The 20771-nt window shown below is 65.5% G+C and carries 24 protein-coding genes and 1 pseudogene; 16 read left to right on the forward strand and 9 right to left on the reverse strand.

The annotated features are described in order from the left end of the window. The first annotated feature begins 52 nt into the window (after positions 1-52). From J3S28_RS00400 to J3S28_RS00410, 3 genes are all read left to right on the forward strand, one after another. Positions 53-907, forward strand: a complete 855-nt coding sequence (locus tag J3S28_RS00400) for an oxygenase MpaB family protein (RefSeq protein ID WP_207835663.1) — start codon at positions 53-55, stop codon at positions 905-907. A gap of 97 nt (positions 908-1004) precedes the next feature. After that, positions 1005-1271, forward strand: coding sequence for a hypothetical protein (locus J3S28_RS00405; protein WP_207835665.1), 267 nt, complete (start codon positions 1005-1007; stop codon positions 1269-1271). Between the two features lie 77 nt (positions 1272-1348). After that, entirely contained in the window at positions 1349-1990 is a 642-nt protein-coding gene (locus J3S28_RS00410) for a TetR/AcrR family transcriptional regulator (protein WP_207835669.1), read from the forward strand. A gap of 17 nt (positions 1991-2007) precedes the next feature. Here J3S28_RS00410 and J3S28_RS00415 read toward each other — a convergent pair whose 3' ends face one another. Beyond that, positions 2008-2508: a hypothetical protein gene (locus J3S28_RS00415; protein ID WP_207835672.1), complete on the reverse strand. Its 501-nt coding sequence runs from the start codon at positions 2506-2508 to the stop codon at positions 2008-2010. 160 nt (positions 2509-2668) lie between these two features. Between J3S28_RS00415 and J3S28_RS00420 the strand changes: the two genes are divergently transcribed. Then, positions 2669-3142: a TspO/MBR family protein gene (locus tag J3S28_RS00420; RefSeq protein ID WP_207835674.1), complete on the forward strand. Its 474-nt coding sequence runs from the start codon at positions 2669-2671 to the stop codon at positions 3140-3142. A gap of 6 nt (positions 3143-3148) precedes the next feature. Here the strand turns inward: J3S28_RS00420 and J3S28_RS00425 are convergent, their stop codons facing one another. The 5 genes from J3S28_RS00425 to J3S28_RS00440 all read right to left on the reverse strand — a co-directional run bounded on the left by J3S28_RS00425 (position 3149) and on the right by J3S28_RS00440 (position 7166). After that, positions 3149-4762: a DUF6777 domain-containing protein gene (locus J3S28_RS00425; protein WP_207835677.1), complete on the reverse strand. Its 1614-nt coding sequence runs from the start codon at positions 4760-4762 to the stop codon at positions 3149-3151. A 104-nt stretch (positions 4763-4866) separates the two neighbouring features. Beyond that, the gene (locus J3S28_RS00430) at positions 4867-5493 is read right to left on the reverse strand and encodes a hypothetical protein (protein ID WP_207835679.1); all 627 of its coding nucleotides are present in this window, start codon (positions 5491-5493) and stop codon (positions 4867-4869) included. 127 nt (positions 5494-5620) lie between these two features. Then, positions 5621-5851 carry a nuclear transport factor 2 family protein gene (locus J3S28_RS28855; protein ID WP_372435922.1) on the reverse strand — a complete coding sequence of 77 codons (231 nt, stop codon included), beginning with the start codon at positions 5849-5851 and terminating at the stop codon, positions 5621-5623. Continuing rightward, positions 5820-6122, reverse strand: coding sequence for a hypothetical protein (locus J3S28_RS28860; protein WP_237341112.1), 303 nt, complete (start codon positions 6120-6122; stop codon positions 5820-5822). Before J3S28_RS28860 ends, J3S28_RS28855 begins: the two co-directional genes overlap by 32 nt. Positions 6123-6164: 42 nt before the next feature. After that, complete coding sequence (locus tag J3S28_RS00440; RefSeq protein WP_207835690.1) at positions 6165-7166, reverse strand: aldo/keto reductase; 1002 nt, start codon at positions 7164-7166, stop codon at positions 6165-6167. A 113-nt stretch (positions 7167-7279) separates the two neighbouring features. Between J3S28_RS00440 and J3S28_RS00445 the strand changes: the two genes are divergently transcribed. The 4 genes from J3S28_RS00445 to J3S28_RS00460 all read left to right on the forward strand — a co-directional run bounded on the left by J3S28_RS00445 (position 7280) and on the right by J3S28_RS00460 (position 10365). Then, positions 7280-8137: a helix-turn-helix transcriptional regulator gene (locus J3S28_RS00445; RefSeq protein WP_207838020.1), complete on the forward strand. Its 858-nt coding sequence runs from the start codon at positions 7280-7282 to the stop codon at positions 8135-8137. A gap of 61 nt (positions 8138-8198) precedes the next feature. Next, a complete protein-coding gene (locus tag J3S28_RS00450) occupies positions 8199-8786 on the forward strand; it encodes a TIGR03086 family metal-binding protein (RefSeq protein ID WP_207835692.1) in 588 nt (195 codons plus the stop codon). Positions 8787-8826: 40 nt separating this feature from the next. After that, positions 8827-9123: a hypothetical protein gene (locus J3S28_RS00455; protein WP_207835695.1), complete on the forward strand. Its 297-nt coding sequence runs from the start codon at positions 8827-8829 to the stop codon at positions 9121-9123. 36 nt (positions 9124-9159) lie between these two features. Beyond that, on the forward strand, positions 9160-10365 hold the full coding sequence (locus J3S28_RS00460) for a sensor histidine kinase (RefSeq protein ID WP_207835698.1): 1206 nt from the start codon (positions 9160-9162) through the stop codon (positions 10363-10365). Positions 10366-10476: 111 nt separating this feature from the next. Here the strand turns inward: J3S28_RS00460 and J3S28_RS00465 are convergent. Then, positions 10477-11222: pseudogene (locus J3S28_RS00465) on the reverse strand (AMP-binding protein); the annotation flags it as partial. Between the two features lie 124 nt (positions 11223-11346). Here J3S28_RS00465 and J3S28_RS00470 point away from each other — a divergent pair. From J3S28_RS00470 to J3S28_RS00490, 5 genes are all read left to right on the forward strand, one after another. Next, positions 11347-12159 (forward strand): LytR/AlgR family response regulator transcription factor, encoded by an 813-nt coding sequence (locus J3S28_RS00470; protein WP_207835701.1) that lies wholly within the window; start codon positions 11347-11349, stop codon positions 12157-12159. Further along, positions 12156-12530 (forward strand): DUF485 domain-containing protein, encoded by a 375-nt coding sequence (locus J3S28_RS00475; protein WP_084893101.1) that lies wholly within the window; start codon positions 12156-12158, stop codon positions 12528-12530. Before J3S28_RS00470 ends, J3S28_RS00475 begins: the two co-directional genes overlap by 4 nt. 13 nt (positions 12531-12543) lie before the next feature. Further along, on the forward strand, positions 12544-14325 hold the full coding sequence (locus J3S28_RS00480) for a sodium/solute symporter (protein ID WP_207835704.1): 1782 nt from the start codon (positions 12544-12546) through the stop codon (positions 14323-14325). A gap of 141 nt (positions 14326-14466) precedes the next feature. Beyond that, positions 14467-14829 (forward strand): DUF485 domain-containing protein, encoded by a 363-nt coding sequence (locus tag J3S28_RS00485; RefSeq protein ID WP_207835706.1) that lies wholly within the window; start codon positions 14467-14469, stop codon positions 14827-14829. Beyond that, positions 14826-16460 carry a monocarboxylic acid transporter gene (locus J3S28_RS00490; protein WP_207835708.1) on the forward strand — a complete coding sequence of 545 codons (1635 nt, stop codon included), beginning with the start codon at positions 14826-14828 and terminating at the stop codon, positions 16458-16460. The genes J3S28_RS00485 and J3S28_RS00490 overlap by 4 nt, the downstream gene beginning before the upstream one ends. A 184-nt stretch (positions 16461-16644) precedes the next feature. Here the strand turns inward: J3S28_RS00490 and J3S28_RS00495 are convergent, their stop codons facing one another. Further along, entirely contained in the window at positions 16645-17430 is a 786-nt protein-coding gene (locus J3S28_RS00495) for a sulfite exporter TauE/SafE family protein (protein WP_207835710.1), read from the reverse strand. 65 nt (positions 17431-17495) lie between these two features. Between J3S28_RS00495 and J3S28_RS00500 the strand changes: the two genes are divergently transcribed. Next, positions 17496-18173 (forward strand): hypothetical protein, encoded by a 678-nt coding sequence (locus tag J3S28_RS00500; protein WP_207835712.1) that lies wholly within the window; start codon positions 17496-17498, stop codon positions 18171-18173. A gap of 59 nt (positions 18174-18232) precedes the next feature. Then, positions 18233-18757: a hypothetical protein gene (locus J3S28_RS00505; protein WP_307796710.1), complete on the forward strand. Its 525-nt coding sequence runs from the start codon at positions 18233-18235 to the stop codon at positions 18755-18757. Positions 18758-18770: 13 nt separating this feature from the next. On the opposite strand, the gene J3S28_RS00510 is transcribed toward J3S28_RS00505, so the two are convergent. Next, a complete protein-coding gene (locus tag J3S28_RS00510) occupies positions 18771-19874 on the reverse strand; it encodes an NAD(P)/FAD-dependent oxidoreductase (RefSeq protein ID WP_207835713.1) in 1104 nt (367 codons plus the stop codon). Between the two features lie 143 nt (positions 19875-20017). Between J3S28_RS00510 and J3S28_RS00515 the strand changes: the two genes are divergently transcribed. Further along, entirely contained in the window at positions 20018-20767 is a 750-nt protein-coding gene (locus J3S28_RS00515) for an alpha/beta fold hydrolase (RefSeq protein WP_207835716.1), read from the forward strand. The last annotated feature ends 4 nt before the right edge of the window (positions 20768-20771 follow it).

Genomic DNA, 20771 nt, shown 5'->3' on the forward strand with positions numbered 1-20771 from the left:
ACGGGCTACGGATTGCTATTTTGAAAACACACGTATTCAGATAGGAGTCGCAATGGGGGAGAGCACTCGGCGGATGTCGCGAGCTGAGATGGACGAGATCGACAGCAGCTTCTTTGCTTCGTCGTTGCTGTCCATGGGACGTTCGATGAGCACGGCGAACGTGATCATGCAATTGGCCAATCCGGCCGTCGGGTACGGCGTGGCCCGGAGCACGGTGGAAAACGGCCGCCTCGACAAACACCCGGTGAAGCGAGCGCGCACGACCGGGTCCTATCTCGCGGTGGCCGTGTTCGGCAATGCAGACGACCGCAGGCGCTTCCGGCAGGCGGTCAACCGTCAGCACGTGCAAGTGCGGTCCGACAGCGACAGCCCGGTGTCGTATGACGCGATGGACGTCGACCTTCAGCTCTGGGTCGCTGCCTGCCTGTACATCGGGTGGGAAGACATCTACGAACGTGTCCGCGGGCCGTTGACCGGGCAGGATCGTGAGACGTTCTATCAGCAGGGCAAGGTTTGCGGTTCCACTTTGCAGATGCCCGCCGAGAGCTGGCCGCGGGATCGTGATGCGTTCGGTCAGTACTGGGATGAGCAGTCGAAGCTGATCTCGATCAGTGATGAGGTGCGCGAGTTCCTCCTCGGCATCGCCAACTTCGACTACGCCCACCCGGCCATCAAGCGGCGATATGGACCGGTGAAATACCGGCGAACCATCGGTTATCTGCCGCAACCGTTTCGGGAGGCGATGAGGGTTTCCTGGACAGAGGAGGACCAGCAGTGGTTCGACGGCTATGTCGCCGGCCTCGTCGCACGGGAGCGCACAAAGCCGCTGTGGCTTTCGCAGCTGGGTTTTCGCCTGCTCTTGTGGGACGTCCGGGTGCGCTGCCGCCTGGGTCGCCCACTCGTCTGAGGGCTCGGTTCGCCTATGCCTGCCCACGATCGATCCCATCCGGATGGCGTTCTGCCACGAACTCCTATGAGATGCAACCGGAGAAGGGGCGGCGAGGATGGCTACCAGCGTGAAGGCGTCACAGGGCAACATGCGGCAGCGCGCCGCCGACGAGGTGCGCGTGCGGGTTCCCAGCGACCGCCCGACGAGCGGCGACAAGTTCATCGAGTTGGTCAATCCCGACGGCACCGTGACCTCGATCTGCCAGCGCGCAGACGGAACCATCGAGGTTCACACGGCGGCGATGGCACTGTCGGGACACGCAGTAGGGGTACCGCTTGCGGGATCCGCTGCGCCCGTCACCAGCAAGGACGTAGCGCGCTAGACCGGCGAACCGTCGTCTGTCGACGGCTTCGGCGATCTGGGCTCTGCCCGAGCATAGGTTGACTTATTCTGAGTCGCATGGGCACGTTCGCAGACACCCGCATCTATGGCGGCCAGTCGATGGCTGTGCGACGCGCCGAACGTCGGGCCAAGTTCATCGAAGCGGGGCTGACGGTCTTCGGCGGCAAGGGGTACGCGAACAGTTCTGTTGCCGACATCTGCGCGGAGGCAGGTTTGGCGCGCAGTCAGTTCTATTCGGAGTTCGGTAGTCGGGAAGATCTGTTGCTAGGCGTCTATGACGCCGTCCAAAATGATTCCCAGGCGGCTGTTGTCGCAGCGCTCGAACGCGAGGGCGCCGACGCCGAGAGGGCTCTGCTGACCGCTGCCGCGATGGCAGCCCTGGTTCGCTCCGTGGGCGACGACCCGCGGCGGGCCAGGATCGTCTTCGTCGAGATGATCGGCGTCAGCTCCCGTGTTGAAAAGCATCGCGCGAACCGCCGAGCGTTGTGGGCGGAGTTCATCGCAGCGACGATCGCCGAGCGTTCGGACGGAGATTTCACCCCGCCGGGTGGATACAAGTTGGCCACCACGGCCTTTCTCGGAGCTCTCACCGAATTGGTGCACGCATGGAGCACCAGCGACCCACGGCCGCCGATCGATGATCTCATCGCGGTGATCACTGCCGTTCTCAACGCGCTGGTGCGGCAGCCGGCCCCCTAGTCGGGGCACAGAGTGGATCAGGGCGCTACGAACCCGCCGCCGCCGGGAAGTGATGGCTGCCCGGCGTTGGGGTATGCCCAGGAGCCGGTGATCGACACGGTGAAAGCAACAGGGCCAGAACCGGTGTGCACGGTCTGATGGGTTGGTGCCGGGTCGAGGAAGTAAGGGCACGGCTTCACGACGCTGGTGCCGCGGTCGCCGGTGCGAACATTGACGTAATTGATCCGGACGAGCGAACCCCCGACTGTGGTCGCACAGGTCTCAGGACTGGCAGACGTGGAGAAGGTCGTCTTGCCCGGTGCGGCCGACGCGGCGTTCACCGAGGCCAGGTGCGGGCCAGGTATCACCAGCCCGCTGACTTTGACTCCGATGGCAGGTATCTGGAGTACCGATACCGGTGCCGCGGTAAGGGTCGGACCGACGGGCGCTGCTGACGCCGCGGGTGCTCCGGACACGGTGAATGCGCAGGCCGCCAGCAGGCTCACTGCTACTGCACTGAACTGTCGCGAGAACTTCATCTTCACTCCCCGGTTTGTTGACGACGAACCTTTACCTACCTATCGCAGCTTCCGGCGGCCCGTTAGCCGAACGTCTTTCCTGTCTTGCCCTCAAACGTCATTCGGCCGAAAGGAGTGCGGCGTAGTTTGAGGCCCGGAGGAGTCGACGACAGGAGATCCGATGCGGTCCATCATCACAACCGGTATCGGTACGGCAACGGCGGCAGGGGTTGGCGCTCTTGCGTCGCGGGATGCGGACTCGCGCTGGTACCGGCGGTTGTCGAAACCGCCGTTCCAGCCACCCGCAGTCGCCTTCCCGATTGTGTGGACGGCGCTCTACGCCGACATCGCGATCAGCTCGGCCGTCGCGATCGACACCTTGAACGACGAGATGCGGCATATCGACGCAGCGGCGTTCGAGCGCGCGCTTGCAGTCAATCTCGTTCTCAACGGCGCGTGGACGTGGGTGTTCTTTCGAGCGCACCGCACCGGTGCCGCCGTGATCACCGCTGCCGCCCTCACCGTCAGTGGCGTGGACCTGGTCCGCCGGGCCGTGCCGGCATCGCCGCCTGCCGCGGCAGCGCTGGTGCCCTATGCCGCATGGAGTGCGTTCGCGACAGCGTTGTCGACCGAGATCTGGCGCCGCAACCGCTGACCCGCGTCATCCTGCGGCGGGCGACGATGTGGTTGTCGTGGTGGTGGTTTCGGTCGGCGCCGGCTCTGCGGTGACCGTGGGCTCGGGCGCCGCGGTGGGCGTTTGGGCCGTCGGCGGCGGTGCGACCGTGGTGGTCGGCGTCGTCGCCCACGTCGCAGAGGTCACCGCGACCGACTGCGGTCCGCTCGCCCCGATCAGCGACACCGTCCAGACACCCGCCGAGTCCGTCGCAGAGGCGACCGCCGAGGTCTGCAGGTTCGACGACAACACGGTGCGGGTCAATCCGTCCGTGCAGCTCAATACCACCGGCGAAGCGCTGGGGTCATCTGCCGTGCAGGTCACTACGGCACCGGCGCCGCTGAACGACAGGCTCGAGATGACATCGCCACTGCCCACGAACTGGGTGGGTGACGGCGGTGCGGGCGCGGCAGGGGGCGCGCTGAACGGAGCTTCGGGTGCTGCGGGCGCCGGCGCGGCAGCCGAGCTGGAGGCGCCTGGAGCCGGCGGCACCACCGCGGGAGATTCGACCGTGGTGCCGGCAGATGCCTGCGAGGTCGACTCCGACGGTCCCGCCGCGGTGTCGGTCGCCGACGATTCCGTCGTGCCGGGGGACTCCTGCGCCTGGCGCAGGACGTTCTCGGCCGGCTGACCGTCTGCTTGCACGCCATTTGCGTCCTGCAGGACCGGGTCGTCGGTGGTGAACGGGACGTTCAACTGCGCCGGCGTGGGAAGCGTGCCTGCCATCGGCGGGAGCCCGGTGGTGTCGAGGATGCCGCCTGCGGTGCGCAGGAACGGTACGAGGGTGTTGAGGTCGATGAGTGTCAACTGCTGCGGGGCAACAGCTTCCGGTCCGGCCACCACAGTGGTGGTGTTGTTGATGACGGTGGTGTGGTGGTTGTGGTAGTTCACGGACACCACTTCACGGGTCGCGTATCCGGGCCAGGGGGCGTTCACGGTTCGGTAGCCCGCCAACGGGGTGCTTGCCGGTGGTGCGAGCGGATTTCCGCACGAGCACTGCACCCGTGGAACGCCATAGGCGTCGATGAGCACGGGGGTGCCGGCTTGCAGCACCGACTGATAAGGCGTCGCACCGCGTGAGGAGTAGGTGTGGTTGGTGACCCTGGTGTCGTTGCCGAGGACGACTGGGGTGAGGGTGTCCAGGTAGTAGGGGATCTGATCGACGGTGATGCCGAAGACCCCGGCCCACACCCTCGCCGTGGCGGGATTGCTCAGCAGATGGTTGGCCAAAGCTGCCGTGTCGCAGGGGGGTTCGTTCGAACTGGCGTAGAGACCGGGCGCGGTACCGTCGACGACCTGCCCGAGCGGCGTGGCACTGCCTCTGACGACGACGTTGCGCACGGCTGGGTCGAGCGGGCGGTTCGTCAGCGCCACCGTCGGTGAAAACGGTGCATTGCTGACACTGCTCGCCGATTCGAGTACCAGTTCGGGGGCCGGGGTTGCCTGGGTCTTGCCCGCCCCGGTGAACATCATCACCGAGGCGACGCCCAGGACGCTGAGCAACAGGGCGGCGACCACCGCGAGGACGAGGACGATGGTCCGGTTGCTCTTCGGAGTCGGCGGGATCGGGTGCGTCGGATACGTGCCGTACGGATAGCTCATGCGAGACCTCACAGGTTTTGGCGACCCACCCAGCGGCACGGCCTTCTGCTTGATTCTCTGATGTGGCGGCCGAAAGGTTTCACCTGTGCCGCAAGTTCATATGTTCAGGTGACGACCAACCGCGCGATGTCGGTGGCCTGCTGTTGCATCGGAACCTGCAAGGTCGTGGGGCCCTCGATCTCGATGGCGATCAGGGCCTCGTCGACGCAGATGGTCAGCTGCCCCTCGGCATCGGTCGAGTTCTCGAAGTCCTGGGTTTGCCACCAGGCCGATTCCCCCAGATCGTCGACCGGAATGACCGGGTACAGATGGTCGGAGGGTTCGACGCAGTGGACCATCCCGTCATCGAATTGTTCTGCGAACGACAGGTTCAGGTCTACTTCCACCTCCCCGTCGGAGGATTCGAAACTGCACCCGACGGTCTTGTAGTTGAAGTCGTCGATGGTGCTGACTCCGCCGCTGGACTCCGTCGGCAGTTCGAAGTCGATGGAGAATATCGAGCCGAGGTCGTCATCTGTCAGGCCGGCGCAGTCGTCGCGCAGATCCGTGGCCGATGTGGCCGACGGGGTGGTGGCCGACACGGCTTCGGTCGTCGAAATCGGAGCCTGCGCGGACGAAGTCGTCGTGGACCTGCTTTCGTCCGACGAGCCCGCACCGCCGTCGGAGCAGCCGGCCAACACCGTCGTACCCAGCGCCGCCGCACAGAAGACTGTCGCCACTGCTCGTCGCATGATCCATCCCTGCTGTTCCGGGCCGCATCGGTCGGCCGTCGGAAACGAGAGTAGGACCAAGACGGTCACTCCGGAACCGAAAATGTAGGGAGGTCCGGTGATCGCACGACGTGCAGTCGGCGACCGATCATCGCGGAGTGTGGCGCAGGTGCCGACTGACATCACCGAAAAGGTCGATGGTGACCTGTCGGTCGGCGAACCTCCAGTGCCCATCCACGTAATCGAACCGGTCGGCGTAGCGTCCGGCGACGATGGTCTGCAGGGGCAAGTCCGACAGCGCCTGAAGAACCGTGAAATACGAACGGGCTGTTGCGATACCGGATTCCTCATCGATGTCGATGAGCAGGTTCGTCGTCACATGATTGGTCTTCCGGGGTGCCGTCGGCGTACGTGACCACGGTCTTTTCGAACATCTCCTGGAGGGCCTCTGCCCCGTTCGCCGACCCGCCGCCACCGCCGAACGTCGCGTGTTCCAGCAGCCTCCCGACACCGGCGAAGTCTCCGGCGTCGACCAGTTCGGCGTAAATGGCGATCAGATTCTGGATGGCCCGATCGCTCGATGTGAATCGTCTGTTCTCGGACTCGGCAAACACGGCAGCGGGCTCCTCACGGTTGGCGACGAAGCCCATCGTGCCCTGCTGGGTGCGATCGAGGTGCGTGATCGGCCGTGCTCAGCGCTCGCTGTCCAGCGCCGCCATGTGTTCTTCCGGATACCGGGAACCGGCCGCAGCACCGGCAGGAACCGCAGCCTCTATGGTCGCCAACTCGTCCGGGGAGAGCCGGATGTCCACGCTGCGAAACGATTCCTCGAGTCGGGCCACCCGGCGGGTGCCGATCAGCGGCACGATGTCGTCGCCCTGGGCCAGCACCCATGCGATCGCCAACTGCGCGACGGTGACGTCGCGCTGGGCCGCGATCCGGGCCAGCGGCTCGACCAGGGTCAGGTTCCTGGTCAAGTTCTCACCCTGGAACCGCGGGCTGTGCGAACGGAAGTCGGTCGGCTCGAGCTGGGTGTCCGAGGTGATGGCGTTGCCCAGCAGGCCCCGGGAGAGAACGCCGTAGGCGGTGATGCCTATGCCGAGCTCGCGCGCGACAGAGCGGATCTCGTCCTCGATCCCTCTCGAGATCAGCGAGTACTCGATCTGCAGGTCGGCGATCGGGTGCACCGCGGCGGCGCGGCGGATGGTGTCGCTGCCGACCTCCGAGAGTCCGATGTGTCGAACGTATCCGGCGTCGACCAGTTCGGCGATGGCTCCGACGGTGTCCTCGATCGGAACGGTGGGGTCGAGACGGCCGGGTCGATAGATGTCGATGTGGTCGACGCCGAGTCTGGTCAGGGTGTAGTTGAGGAAGTTCTTCACCGCAGCCGGCCGGGTGTCGAAGCCGACCCAGTTGCCACCGGGGGCGATCATGCCACCGAACTTGACGCTGAGTTGGACGTCGTCGCGGTTGCGGTCACGGAGCGCTCGCCCGATCAGGAGCTCATTGTGACCCATGCCGTAGAAGTCGCCGGTGTCGATGAGGGTGACTCCCGCGTCGATGGCGGCGTGGATGGTTGCGATCGATTCTTTGTCGTCGGCAGCTCCGTACGAGCCGGACATGCCCATCGCCCCCAATCCGACGCGAGAGACCGAGGGACCTGTTTTTCCGAGTGTTGCCTGTTGAATGCTCATGCACAGAGACTGCAGCGGATGTGGAGTCGGTGGCAGAGACCGGTCATCGGGGGATCGCCGGTCCCTGGATGGTGAGCTGGGGACGGTGCACAGTGGACGGGGTGAGCAACCGAATGGACCGCGCCGAACTGGCCGACTTCCTGCGCCGCCGTCGCGCGGCCCTGGTCCCGCGTGATGTGGGACTGCCCGAAGGTATCCGCAGGCGCACGCCAGGGCTACGCCGCGACGAGGTCGCGTCGCTGGCGGGAATGTCCACCGACTACTACACCCGTCTCGAACAGTCTCGCGGTCCTCATCCGTCGACGCAGATCGTCGCGTCGATGGCCCGTGCGCTGCGCCTCACCGACGACGAACGTGACCACCTGTATCTGCTGAGCGGCCACGCGCCGCCACCGCGCATCGGCGGGGACTCCCACGTCGGGCCCGGGCTGCTGCATCTGCTCGACAAACTCGACGACATCCCCGCCTGCGTGGTCTCCGATCTCGGCGAAACGCTTGCCCAGAACCGGATGAACGTGCTGCTGGTCGGCGACCAATCGACGGTGACCGGACTCGACCGGTTCCACACCTGGCGCTGGTTCACCGATCCTGAAACCCGGACCCGGTTCAATTCCGAGGACTGGACTCGAATGAGTCGCAAGCATGTGAGCGACCTACGGGCCATAGCGGCCAAACGCGGCGGCGACGTCGTGGTGGCAGAACTGGTCGGCGCGCTGCAATCGGTGAGCGACGAGTTCGTCGGACTGTGGTCTGAGCACCACGTGGCCACCAGGACCAGCGCGCTCAAGAGGTTCATCCATCCGGAGGTCGGCGAGATCGCCTTGCTCTGCGAAACACTGGTCACCCAGAAGGAAGATCAGCACCTGCTCGTCTACTTTCCGCAACCCGGCACGGAGGCGAGAGAGCGACTCGATCTGCTCGGAGTCATCGGGACCCAGGTCCTCGGAGATGGTGAGCACCTGACCAACTAGATCTGGCGGGTTCGTCGCATTTCTTCAAGCCACGGCATCGGTGTCGTGCGACACTCAGGTCATGACAACCACAACAGTTGACCTGCTCCGACCGGTATTGGCCGATCTCGCAGTCGTGGTCGAGAACTCCGGCGGGCACGAGAGCGCACCGACCCCGTGTACCGAACTCGATGTGGCACAGCTGCGTAACCACATCGCGGGGTGGCTGACCACGTTCGCCTCCGGATTCGCCGATCCCGAAGGACGGGCCGAGGCCGCCGGCGCCGACGTGCCACCGGCGGCCGCAGACGCCGCTGCGGCGATCCGCTCCGCTGCGGACCGCCTCGACACCGCCGTGAGATCCGGAGCCGACCAGCGACCGCTGTACCTCGGTGAGAGTCCGATGCCCGGTGAGATGGCGATGTCGATGATCCTGTGGGAGTACATCGTTCACGGCTGGGATCTGGCGGTGGCGACCGGTCAGGAGTGGGACCCGGCCCCTGAGGCGGCCGCGGTATCCGCGGAGTTCGCGCCGACCATGCTGACCGACGACTACCAGGGCCCGGGCAAGACCTTCGGCCCGCGAGTGGAGACATCGGCCGACGCCACTGACCTCGACACCTTGCTGGGACTGTCCGGCCGTGATCCGCACTGGAGCGCCCCCGCCTGACCGTAACCGCCCGAATCTGCTTCGGCGGTAGAGTCGGCGTGTGACCGAAACCTTCACCGCACCTGTTGTCGCCGCCGGACTCATCGGCGGATTCGCTGCCGCCAGATACAGCGGCCGTCGCGAACTCGGTGGGGTCGTACTCGCCGCCGCGGGCGCCTGGTGCACGACCGAATGGTTCAAGGCCAAGGGGCCGGTCGTGGCCGGTTCGCTCCTCGGCGGCTATCTCGTCGCCTTCGGCGCTTCGCATCCGCTGACCAAGAAGATCGGCGCCTGGCCCGCAGTGTTCGCGGTGACCACCGCGGCCGCCGGTGCGGCATACGCGGTCGCCGACCACTGATCCACCACCGTCCGATGCCGACGTGAGCGACCACTGATGTCCGGGCTCGCGCTCACCATTGGTCTGCTCGCGGTGCTGCTCGTGGTGGTGGCGGCCGTCGCCCTGCGGGTCCGCACTCGGCCGACCCTGACGACGCCGGCCGAACGGGCGGTCCATGCGACGCTGCACACCGCTTCGATGGCGGCCCGTCCATTACGGCGTGGACTGGACGCGGACTCCGCGGCCGAGGCGGCGCCTCACCTGCGTGGGCTCACCGCAGCCGATGCTCTCGGTCTTGCCGACGCGAACGGCGTCGTCCTCGCTTGGACCGGTCCACACGGGCGTCTGAGCACGCACTTCGCCGACGCTGCGGTCCGCGCCTCCGAAGAGGGTCGGCGAATCCTCATCAAGGCCGACCAACTCGACGAACCCGGCGTCCGGGCGCTGGTGGTGCAGCCACTCCTGCCGGGTGAGTCCGGATCGGTGGGGGTGATGGGCGTGGTGACCCGCACCCAACCGGGGCCAGGAATGCTGTCGGCGATCGCCGAGGTGGCGCGTTACGCGGGCAATCAGATCGAGCTCGCCGAACTGGACGCGTCGCGGGCCCGGCTCGACCGCGCCGAGGTCCGCGCCCTCCGCGCACAGATCAGCCCGCATTTCATCTACAACGCACTCGGAACCGTTGCGTCGTTCGTGCGCACCGATCCCGAACAAGCCCGTGAACTGATCCTCGAGTTCGCCGACTTCACCCGGTACTCATTCCGTGCGGCAGGGGAGTACACGGTGCTCGCCGACGAATTGCGCAACATCGATCGCTACCTGACGCTCGAACGCGCCCGGTTCGGCGGCTCGCTCGAGGTCCGGCTCCAGGTGGCGCCCGAGGTACTCAACGTGGTGTTGCCGTTCCTGGCCCTCCAGCCTTTGGTGGAAAATGCTGTGCGCCATGGTATTTCAAGCAAGCCCGACGGTGGAACGGTGACCATCGTTGCCGCGGACGAGGGTACCGATTGCGTGATCAGCGTCGAAGACGACGGTATCGGGATGGACCCCGACCTCCTGCGGTCCGGCGATCTCGACGCCATCATCTCGGGCGTGAGCGGTCACGGCGCCGGCGAGAGCGCTCACGTGGGGCTGGCCAACGTCGACGACAGACTGCGCGCGGCGTTCGGGAACGACTACGGGTTGGTGGTGGAGACGGCACCCGGGGCCGGCACCAAGGTCAGCATGAGGGTGCCGAAGTTCCGTCCCGGTGTGGCGGTGTGACTGCGGTCGTCATCGCGGGGAGACAGTGGCGTTGTCGGCCACGAATCTGCGAACCAGGACTTTCTGGATCTTGCCGCTGGGCGTGCGGGGAAACTCCTGGACACCGTGGATCTCCTCGTCAATCGTCCCGATGTCACCGGTGCGGTACCAGCCCTCGCTGTCGAAAACGGTGTCGGTCAAGACATCGTCGGTGTAGCCGATGAACAGATCTGGTCCGCGGGAGAGGATCTCGCCATCGTCGGCGAGCGCGATCTCGACACCTGCGAGGGCGCGACCGCGGGGTGAAGCCGGGATGTTCGAGCAGGCTCGTCACGAAGAACGGTGCCCCTCCGCCGACCTTCACACCGCGCTCCTCCATGAGCGCTATCACGCGCTCCGGATCCCAGATGTCGATGAGATGCACCCGGATGCCCACTCATCACCGGCAGCAGCAGTGCGCTGACCATCCCGATGAAGTGGCCGACAGGTGCTCCGGTGATCTGTGGATGGCTGTCGGCAGGGTGTCGTGAACCGAGTTGTCGCGTCTCGAATCCCAGGGTGCGATGGCTGTGCACCACGCCTTTGGCTGCGGTCGTGGTCCCGGATGTGAAGGCGATCAGGGCAGGGTCGGAGGGATCGATCGGCACCGTGTCGGTGAAGGGGTCCGACGCCTCGGGCTCGGAGTCCGCCAGCCAATCGGCGTGCTGCCGTTCCACCACGGCGAAGGTGCCCGGCCACGGCCGGGTTGCCGAGTGCACCTCGAAGGTGATGTCGCCGTGCTCTGCCAAACCGCTGCTCAACAGGTCTCCGATGGTGTCATCGGTCCACCAACCACTCTTCACGTAGTGCGCTGCGAGGTGGTCGGGGGTGAGACGCATGCAGACACTCCCATTCAATCATTGTTAACATTGACAGGATAGAATTGTTGCACGCCATCTCTTGCGGCGGCGCCGAGTACGCCATCGCACTTCGACGTGTTCGACGTGGCACTATAGATACGTTGTGACGCAGAACTCATCGCCGCCGAACCGGCACGGACCGCTGACGGTGCTGGCTGTCGACGATGAGGCACCCGCCCTCGACGAGTTGGCCTATCTGCTCGGTAACGAAGAGGCTGTCGGCGAGGTGGTGACGGCTGCGGACGCCACAACTGCCCTGCGGGTGATCAAAGATCGGCCCGACACGATCGACGCGGTGTTCCTCGACATCAACATGCCCGGCCTCGACGGTCTCGAACTGGCCGGGGTGCTGGCTGCGTTCGCCAATCCGCCCGCCGTGGTGTTCGTGACCGCGCACGACGATCGCGCGGTCCGGGCGTTCGACCTCGGCGCCGTTGACTACCTGCTCAAACCACTTCGAGCACAACGGCTCTCCGAATCAGTGCGAAGGGTGGTCGAACTTCGAGAGCAGCGTGACGTGTCGACCACCCCGCCAGGTCCCACCGCGGAAGCCGATTCCGATGAGGTGATCGCCGTCGAGATGGGTGGTGCCACCACTCTCGTCCAACGCTCGGCGGTGTTGTGGGTCGAAGCAGAGGGCGACTACTCCAGACTGCACACCGAGACCGGCTCCCACCTGGTCCGAATACCTATCTCGACTCTCGAAAACCGATGGGAGAAAGCGGGATTCCTCCGGGTGCACCGCTCCTACCTGGTGTTGCTGCGACGGGTCACCGGGATTCGCACCGTCGGATCGGGGACCGTGGTCTGTCTCGGTCCCGGCCAGGACGGTGCCCCCGTCGAACTCCCGGTCAGTCGGCGGCATACGCGCGAACTCAAAGACCGTCTGGTTCGAAGCTCCAAGCAGGGTCGATGACCTCCCCGGCCGGCGCCCCGCGGCCCCGCGAACGCGTGGTGCTCGCCAAGCGTCGCGGGGCTCGAAAAGTCCGCTCACGGGTAGAGGTGCAAGAGCACACGGAGGTCGGCGATGCCCTGATCCGCGGTCTGATGCGAGCTCAGCTCGGACTGGCCTTACGGCTGGGTGGCCTGACCCTGCTGGTGCTGGGAGCGATCCCGTTGCTGGCGGCCATCTTCCCCGAGCTCTCGGACGTGACGGTGTTCGGTGTCAGACTTCCGTGGCTGGTGCTCGGTGCGGGGGTCTACCCGATGTTGCTGGCCGTGTGCTGGCTCTACAACCGGCTGGCGGACCGCAACGAACACGAGTTCGCCGACCTGGTCGACGACTGACGCAACCCTGAAGATGCAGACGATATCCGGCCAGTCGGTGCCACTGCCGACATTGATCGCGCTGATCGCCGCTGCGGTCGCAACGGTCGCGATCGGAACCTATGGGGTTCGGCTGGCGCGCACCACCTCTGACTTCCTGGTCGCTTCCCGTAGCGTGGGGTCGAACTGGAATGCCGCAGCGATCTCGGGCGAGTACCTGTCGGCGGCTTCATTTCTCGGGGTCGCCGGACTCATCGCGAAGTACGGTGCCGACGCGCTGTGGTATCCGATCGGGTTCACCGCCGGCTACGTCGGACTGCTGCTGTTCGTCGCCGCACCGCTGCGCAGATCCGGTGCCTATACGGTTCCCGACTTCGCGGAGTTCAGGTTGGGCTCCAAGCGACTTCGCAAACTCGCCACCGGAGTGGTGGTGCTGATCTGCATCCTCTATCTCGTCCCCCAGCTCCAAGGCGCGGGCTTGACCCTCAACATCCTGCTGGGCGTGCCCGCGTGGGTTGGGGCGGTGGTGGTCGGGGTGATCGTGATCGCCAATGTCGTCGGTGGCGGCATGCGATCGATCACCTTTGTCCAGGCGTTCCAGTACTGGCTCAAGCTGACCGCGATCGCGGTACCCGCACTGGTGCTCGCCGTCCACTTCTACGGAGATGATCAGAAATTGGGTTCGGACGCACCCCCGACGGTGGCCGAACAGACCACAGTCGACGTCACCACGGACGTCGTCGTGCGGGTCTCGGGCGACCTGGTGGTGACCGCGGTCGGACAGATCGATGGTGTCGAGGTCGGGGGGCCGGTGCGCCTGGACCCCGGCGACCATGAGATCAGCGGGGGTACGTCGCTGGAGCTGGCCGCGGGTTCTTCGGTGCCCGTGGTCGCCGGCGCGCCCGCCACCCACGACGAATGGGCCGCGCCCGGATGGGGTTTCGGCGGCGACCATCCGATGTATCAGGTGTATTCGCTGATCATCGGGATCTTCCTCGGCACGATGGGGCTGCCGCACGTGCTGGTGCGGTTCTATACGAACCCCGACGGCCGGGCCGCCAGGGCGACGTCGCTGGCCGTGGTCGGCCTGCTGGCAGTCTTCTATCTCTTCCCCACCCTGCTCGGTGCCTTTGCCCGGCTGTGGGTTCCGCAGCTTCTGATCACCGGTGCGTCCGACGCCGCGGTGCTGCTCCTGCCGGGGACCGTGGTGTCCGGCATAGGTGGACAACTGTTGGCGGCGCTGGTGGCCGCCGGTGCGATCGCCGCCTTCCTCGCCACGTCGTCGGGCTTACTCGTCAGCGTCGCCGGCGTTCTGAGCACCGACGTCCTGCGCGGACGAGTCCGCGACTTCAGGATCGCGTCGCTGCTCGCAGGCATCGTGCCGCTGTTGCTGGCGGTCGCGGTCACCTCCATCGATCTGTCCCGCACTGTCGGCCTGGTGTTCGCCGTTGCCGCCTCCACCCTGTGCCCGCTGCTGGTCCTCGGGATCTGGTGGCGGGGACTGACTGCGACCGGCGCCGCGGCCGGACTGATCGTCGGCGGTGTCGTTGCCGGCGGGGCGGCGCTGGCGACGTCCGTGGGTGGCTTCTCCGACAACCTCCTCGGCGGTTGGCCTGCGGCGCTGGCGGGTTATCCGGCTGCGGTGAGTGTGCCGTTGGCCTTCGCGACGATGCTGGTCGTCAGCAAGTTCACGGCGGCGCAGATCCCGTCCGACGTCGGTCGTGTGTTGACCCGACTACACGCGCCGGAAGGCCTCGGCCTGGGCAAGGACCGCGAGGCGAACCTGAATCCGGGGGAGCGACCGCACGCGGAGTGAGTGCCGTTCGTCGCAGATTTCCGACCGTTCACCGCATAGATCGACAGCTCGCCGTGTGAGCGCCGCCACACCATTCTGTTGTGACCCAGACCTCACTAATGTTCGAACGAGTTCTCCATCCCTTCACACCAGGAGTCTCCCGTGACCACATCAGACCTGAGCCCGGAGGCGTCGCCCGGACGACCTGCCCCGGACGCGCAGGCGTTCATCGACATGCAGGCCAGTCCGGAATTCCAGGACCTGCGCCGTCGACTCCGCGTCTTCGTGTTCCCGCTCACGGCGTTCTTCCTCGCCTGGTACATGCTCTACGTGCTCGTCGCCACGTACGCGCACGAGTTCATGGCCACCAAGGTGTGGGGCAACATCAACATCGGCATCATCTTCGGACTCGGCCAATTCGTGTCCACGTTCATCATCACCGCCGTCTATGTGCGGTTCGCCAACCGTGATCTCGATCCCCGCGCGGCCGCCATTCGTGACGAGCTGGAAGGCCCGCTCAAATGACCACACTCGCCGCGGACGCCGCATCGGTAGGCAACCCCGCCCTCAACATCGCGATCTTCGTCGCGTTCGTCGTCATCACGATGACGATCGTGATCCGCGCCAGCAAGACCACCAAGAAGGCCTCCGACTTCTACACCGGTGGCGGACAGTTCTCCGGACCGCAGAACGGTTTCGCGATCGCCGGTGACTATCTCTCGGCGGCATCGTTCCTCGGTATCGCGGGCGCCATCGCCGTGTACGGCTACGACGGCTTCCTCTACTCGGTCGGCTTCCTGGTCGCCTGGCTGGTGGCATTGCTGCTAGTCGCCGAATTGCTGCGTAACACCGGCAGATTCACGATGGCCGACGTGCTGAGCTTCCGGCTTCAGGAGCGTCCGGTTCGCATGGCGGCCGCACTGTCGACCCTCACGGTCTCGCTGTTCTACCTGCTCGCCCAGATGGCCGGTGCCGGTGGACTCGTCGCGCTGCTGCTCAACATCGACGGCAAGTTCGGCCAAGGCGTCGTTGTCGCCGTGGTCGGTGTGCTGATGATCGCCTACGTGCTCATCGGTGGCATGAAGGGCACGACATATGTGCAGATGGTCAAGGCCGTGCTGCTCATCGCCGGTGCCGGCGTCATGTTCGTCCTGGTGCTCTTCGCCGTGAAGGGCAACTTCTCGCAGCTGATCGCCGACGCCCAGGCCACCGTCAGTGGTTCGGCGAGCGAGGCGGTCGCGAATCGCGACATCGCCGCGCCCGGTGCGAAATATGGGATCAGCGACATGTCGAAGCTCGACTTCATCTCGCTCGGCATCGCCCTGGTCCTCGGTACCGCGGGTCTGCCCCACGTCCTGATGCGCTTCTACACGGTTCCCACCGCCAAGGAAGCTCGTCGCTCGGTCACCTGGGCCATCGCCCTCATCGGCGCGTTCTACCTGTTCACCCTGGTTCTCGGCTATGGCGCAGCGAAGTCGGTCGGCCCGGACAAGATCCTCGCGGCGCCCGGTAAGGAGAACTCGGCGGCCCCACTGTTGGCCTTCGAGCTCGGCGGGACGATCTTCCTGGCGGTGATTTCGGCGGTCGCGTTCGCAACGATTCTCGCCGTCGTCGCCGGCCTGGCGATCACCGCGTCGGCGTCGTTCGCACACGACATCTACGCCAGCGTCATCAAGCGCGGCAACGCCACCGAGGAACAGCAGGTGCGGGTCTCCCGGATCACGGTGGTTGTCATCGGCGTCATCTCGATCGTGCTCGGTATCGCGGCCATGGGTCAGAACATCGCGTTCCTGGTGGCGCTGGCCTTCGCGGTCGCCGCCTCGGCCAACCTGCCGACGCTCCTGTTCTCGCTGTTCTGGAAGCGCTTCAACACCACCGGCGCGCTCTTCAGCATCTACGGCGGCCTGCTCACCTGCATCGGTCTGATCGTGATCTCGCCGGCCGTGTCGGGTAAGCCGACATCGATGTTCCCGGACGCCAACTTCGACTTCTTCCCGATGTCGAACCCGGGCATCGTCTCGATCCCGGCGGGCTTCATCCTCGCGATCATCGGCACCTACGTCGGTGGCCGTCGCAAGGAGAACGCGGCCAAGCAAGCCGAGATGGAGGTCCGCAGCCTGACGGGTGTAGGAGTCGAAAAAGCAGTAAGTCACTGAGTTATTTACTCGCTCCACCGGCACCGACCCCAGCATTCCGTCAATGCTGGGGTCGGTGTTTTTCGGAGGACGTGGCCGCGGTTGTTCTGGACTGCCGACGAACGAGCGCCAGCGAGGTGAGGAGAAGGGAAGAACGACCGCCTGATGGCCACATCCGACAAAGCGAGCGGAGCGAGCAGATAGCTCAAGCGAGTAGGCGCCACAAGCCGATGATGCCGACGATCACGATCACCGCGCGTAGTGCGGTGGGGGAGAGTGTGCGGCCGTACTTGGCGCCGATCACGCCTCCGGCCAGGGAGCCGATCGCGATGAGGCCGGCGGCGGCCCAATTGATGCGGTCGAAGGCGACCACGGTGTACGCCACCGCGGCAACAACGTTGACGATCAGCGACAGCAAGTTCTTGGCCGCGTTCAGGCGCTGGATCTTGTCGTTGACGATGACGCCCATCGCGCCCATCAGCAGGATGCCCTGCGCGGCGGTGAAGTACCCGCCGTAGATGCCGACGAGGAACGTCGAGCCCGTCAACAGCCCGGTCCGGGTCGGGCTCAGGAAAGTGTCGTGGACATCGTCAGGGTCCGCGGTCATTCGGGACGCCGTCCACCGCTGGATCCGAGGCTGCAAGATGACCAGTACGAGTGCGAGAACCAAGAGCACCGGAACGATCGTCTCGAAGGCCTTTTCCGGGAGGTGCAGCAGAAGCCAGCTACCGATGATCGCACCGACCAACGACGCCGGGATCTGCCACTTCAACCGTGGCCACTGTCCGGCCAGCTCGCGTCGGTAGCCCCAGGTCCCGGAGACGCCGCCCGCGACGAGACCGACGGCGTTGGTCATGGTGGCGGTGACGGGAGGGAAGCCGAACGCGATCAAGGTGGGGAAGGTGATCAGGGTGCCGCTTCCGACCACGGCGTTGATGGCCCCGGCACCGACACCGGCGAACAGGATCGCCACCACTTCCCAGATCGACATTGGTATACCGTGCCACGCTCGGTTTGCGACGCACCAATCGCCTGACTGGGCTTCACTGGTCAGTGATGAGTTACGACGTCTCGGTGACCGACGACAATCTGTCGGCTCGGCCGCAGGAATATCCCGGTCGGCTTGTGCCCGGTCCCGGGTTGCTGCACGAGGGCCGGTTCTCGACCGCACTCGGCGTGGACGATCTGACTGACGTCCTTCGCCGCCACGGGCTCGCCGATCTCGCCGGACGTACGGCGGTACTCGCGATCGGGTCCAATGCCTGTGCCGCGGTTGTCCTCCGAAAACTGGAGTCGGTGGGTGTCGACGCCACGGTGCCGTTCCTCTCGGGTAGCGCGCCCGGTGTATCGGTCGGGCACAGCGGACACCGCAGCGTCGCGGGGTACATCCCAGCTGCGCCGTACGCCACGGTCGACACCCGGAACACCTTCATCATCAACATGTTCTCCGGCCAGCAACTCGCGGCCATCGATGAGACCGAGCCCAACTATCGGCGCATCACCGTCGAGTGTGACCTGGCTGGACGAGGTTCGGCCGAACTCTACGTGTCCCGGTGGGGTGTGATCGCGCCGCCGGGCGGGCCGGTCCTGTCCTTGATGTCGCAAACAACACTGTGTCGCCGGCTGAGCGATCAGTGCCGGGGCTTCCAAGAGGCTCAGGCAGACGTCAACACCCGAACCGTCGCTGACCTCCTCATCGAGCGGGGCTGGGCGCGGGACCCCGGTCTGGGGTGAACTAACCTCGCGGGTGTTGACAACTCTCGCCCGTCGGATCGGAACAGGAGGTGATCGGTGTGGCTTGGCTGATCGTCGTTGCCGCTGTGGCGTTCGCGGTGCTGACACTGCTCGGCTTTCTCTGGTTCGCCTACGACTCGAACAAAAGAGTGCGTAGGTTCGCCAACTCGACCGATCTGGTGCCGGGTAAACCGGGTCGTGCGCCGGTGGAGTGGAAGAAATCGCCGGAACCGGAAGCCCTGCTCCATCGCCGAATCCGTTATGCGATGGGTCTGGTCTACGAGAATCCGTCCCTGCGCAATGACGATGAACTGCGGGCCGCCCGGGAGCGCCTGGACGATGCGGTGTTCGTGCTCGACGACGAGCTGATCGCGGCCGCGGCCGCGCCCGATCGGGATGACGACGACTTCCGACGGATCGGCTGGGCCGTGCGCTGGCTGGAACTACTGCCCGGCGAGTTGTACTACGCGCCGAAAGCGGAAGCGCTGGTCAAGATCGATGCCGCCATCGCGAATCTGCGCGACCCCGCAGAGCCTCCGCCTGTCGAACCCGAGAACCCGGACGATCCGGACGAAGAGGCCTGATCCGAGTCAGGGGTCAGCTCCGCGCGGCAAGCGGGGCGACGACTTCGGCGATTGCGAGACACGAAGTGAGCCCGGGAGACTCGAACCCGAACAGATTGATCAGGCCGTCGATGCCGTGCTCGGATGGGCCCTGGATCAGGAAGTCGGCATTGGGTTCACCCCGGCCGGCCAGTTTGGGCCGGATGCCGGAGTAAGCCGCGCTCAGCGCATCATCGGGTAGCTGTGGCCAATACTTCCGGATCTCGGCATAGAACGCATCTGCTCTGCCTGCGTCGACGGTGTAGTCGACTGCGTCGCTCCACTCGACATCCGGCCCGAACCGGGCCTGGCCCGCGAGGTCGAGGGTGAGGTGCACTCCTAGTCCACCGTCGGCGGGTATCGGGTAGACGAGGTGGGAAAACGGCGCGCGACCATGCGTGAGCGAGTAGTAATTCCCCTTGGCCAGTGCGCGTTTCGGTATCCGCTCGACGGGAAAGCCGTCGATCGCGTGCGCTACGCCCCAAGCGCCGAGACCTGCGCAGTTGATCAGGATGGCGCACCGGACCGGCGTTCCGTCCAGGTCGATTTCGAGCCGTCCGTCGACGATGCGGCCGGATGTCACCGGTGTACGAAGGACAGTGGTGGTCCCTGCGTCACCGGCGTCGCGGTGCAGAGCCGACATCAGCCCGTGGCTGTCGACGATTCCCGTCGAAGGCGACAGAAGTGCCTCCACCGCAGCAAGTTCCGGCTCGAGAGCGGTGAGTTCGACGGCACCGACCCGGCGCAGGTCGAGCACACCGTTCGCGGCGGCCTGTGCCTTGATCTCGGTGAGCCTCGACACCTGCTCCGGATCGGTGGCGACGATGAGCTTTCCGAGTCTGCGATGCGCGATGCCGCGGTCGGCGCAGTAGCGATAGAGCATCTCGCGACCGCGCACGCACAGGCGGGCCTTCATACTTCCGGTGGGATAGTAGATTCCGGCATGAATCACTTCTGAGTTGCGGGAACTGGTCTGCGTTCCGATCGCGCCTTCTGCATCGACGATGATCACTTCCCGACCGGCGAGAGCGAGTTCTCTGGCCACCGCCAGACCGATCACACCGGCACCGACCACCAGGCAGTCAATTGTCTCGGCCACTGGCACTCACCTCCGCGTCTCGTCTGGTCGTGCGACATCGGTGTGGTATCGCCCTGGAGAGGTTACGTCGCGACCGGGTAAGCCCTCACCGCAACCGCGATATCGCTATCGTCGTGGCAACCAGGATCGAAGGTAGGTGAAGCGTGGGCATCGAGCGGATGTTGACGGTGAGCGGTGTGGATCTATGCGCGGAGTCCTTCGGCGATCACCATCACCCCGCTCTGCTACTCATCGGCGGCGCCGGATGTTCCATGGACTACTGGGAGGCCGACTTCTGCGATGAACTCGCAGCAGCCGGTCGTCACGTCATCCGATACGACTTCCGCGACACCGGCCGGTCGGTGAACTATCCGCCGGGAGCGCCGACCTACACCTCGCGTGACCTGATCGATGACGCCATCGGGTTGCTCGATGCCCTCGACATCGACGCGGGGCACGTGGTGGGGATCTCCATGGGCGGTGCCCTCGCTCAGCTCCTGTCATTGACGCACCCTTCGCGAGTTGCGACGCTGACGTTGTTGTCGACCACTGCGATCGGCCCGGTCGATGCCGATCTGCCAGGACCGAACAAGGCCCTCAGCAGGCATTTCGCTGATCCGCCGCCGGAGCCGGACTGGGGAGATACGGCGGCGGTGACCGATTACCTCGTGGACGACCTCCGTGCCTACGCGGGTCAGCTCGCTGCGAACACCGCTGCTGTACGAGAGCTGGTGCAGGGAATGGTTGTGCGTACCAAAAACATCGAGTCCAGCGTGAAGAACCATTCGATGCTGCCGGATGCCGAAGCTCCGTCGGATCTGCGTATGTCAGCGATTTCAGCGCCGACGTTGGTCATGCACGGCACCGCCGATCCGCTGCTCCCCATTGAACACACGGAGTCCCACGGTCTCTAGCGAC

It is taken from the genome of Williamsia soli, assembly GCF_017377795.1.
GTDB classification, from domain to species: domain Bacteria; phylum Actinomycetota; class Actinomycetes; order Mycobacteriales; family Mycobacteriaceae; genus Williamsia; species Williamsia soli.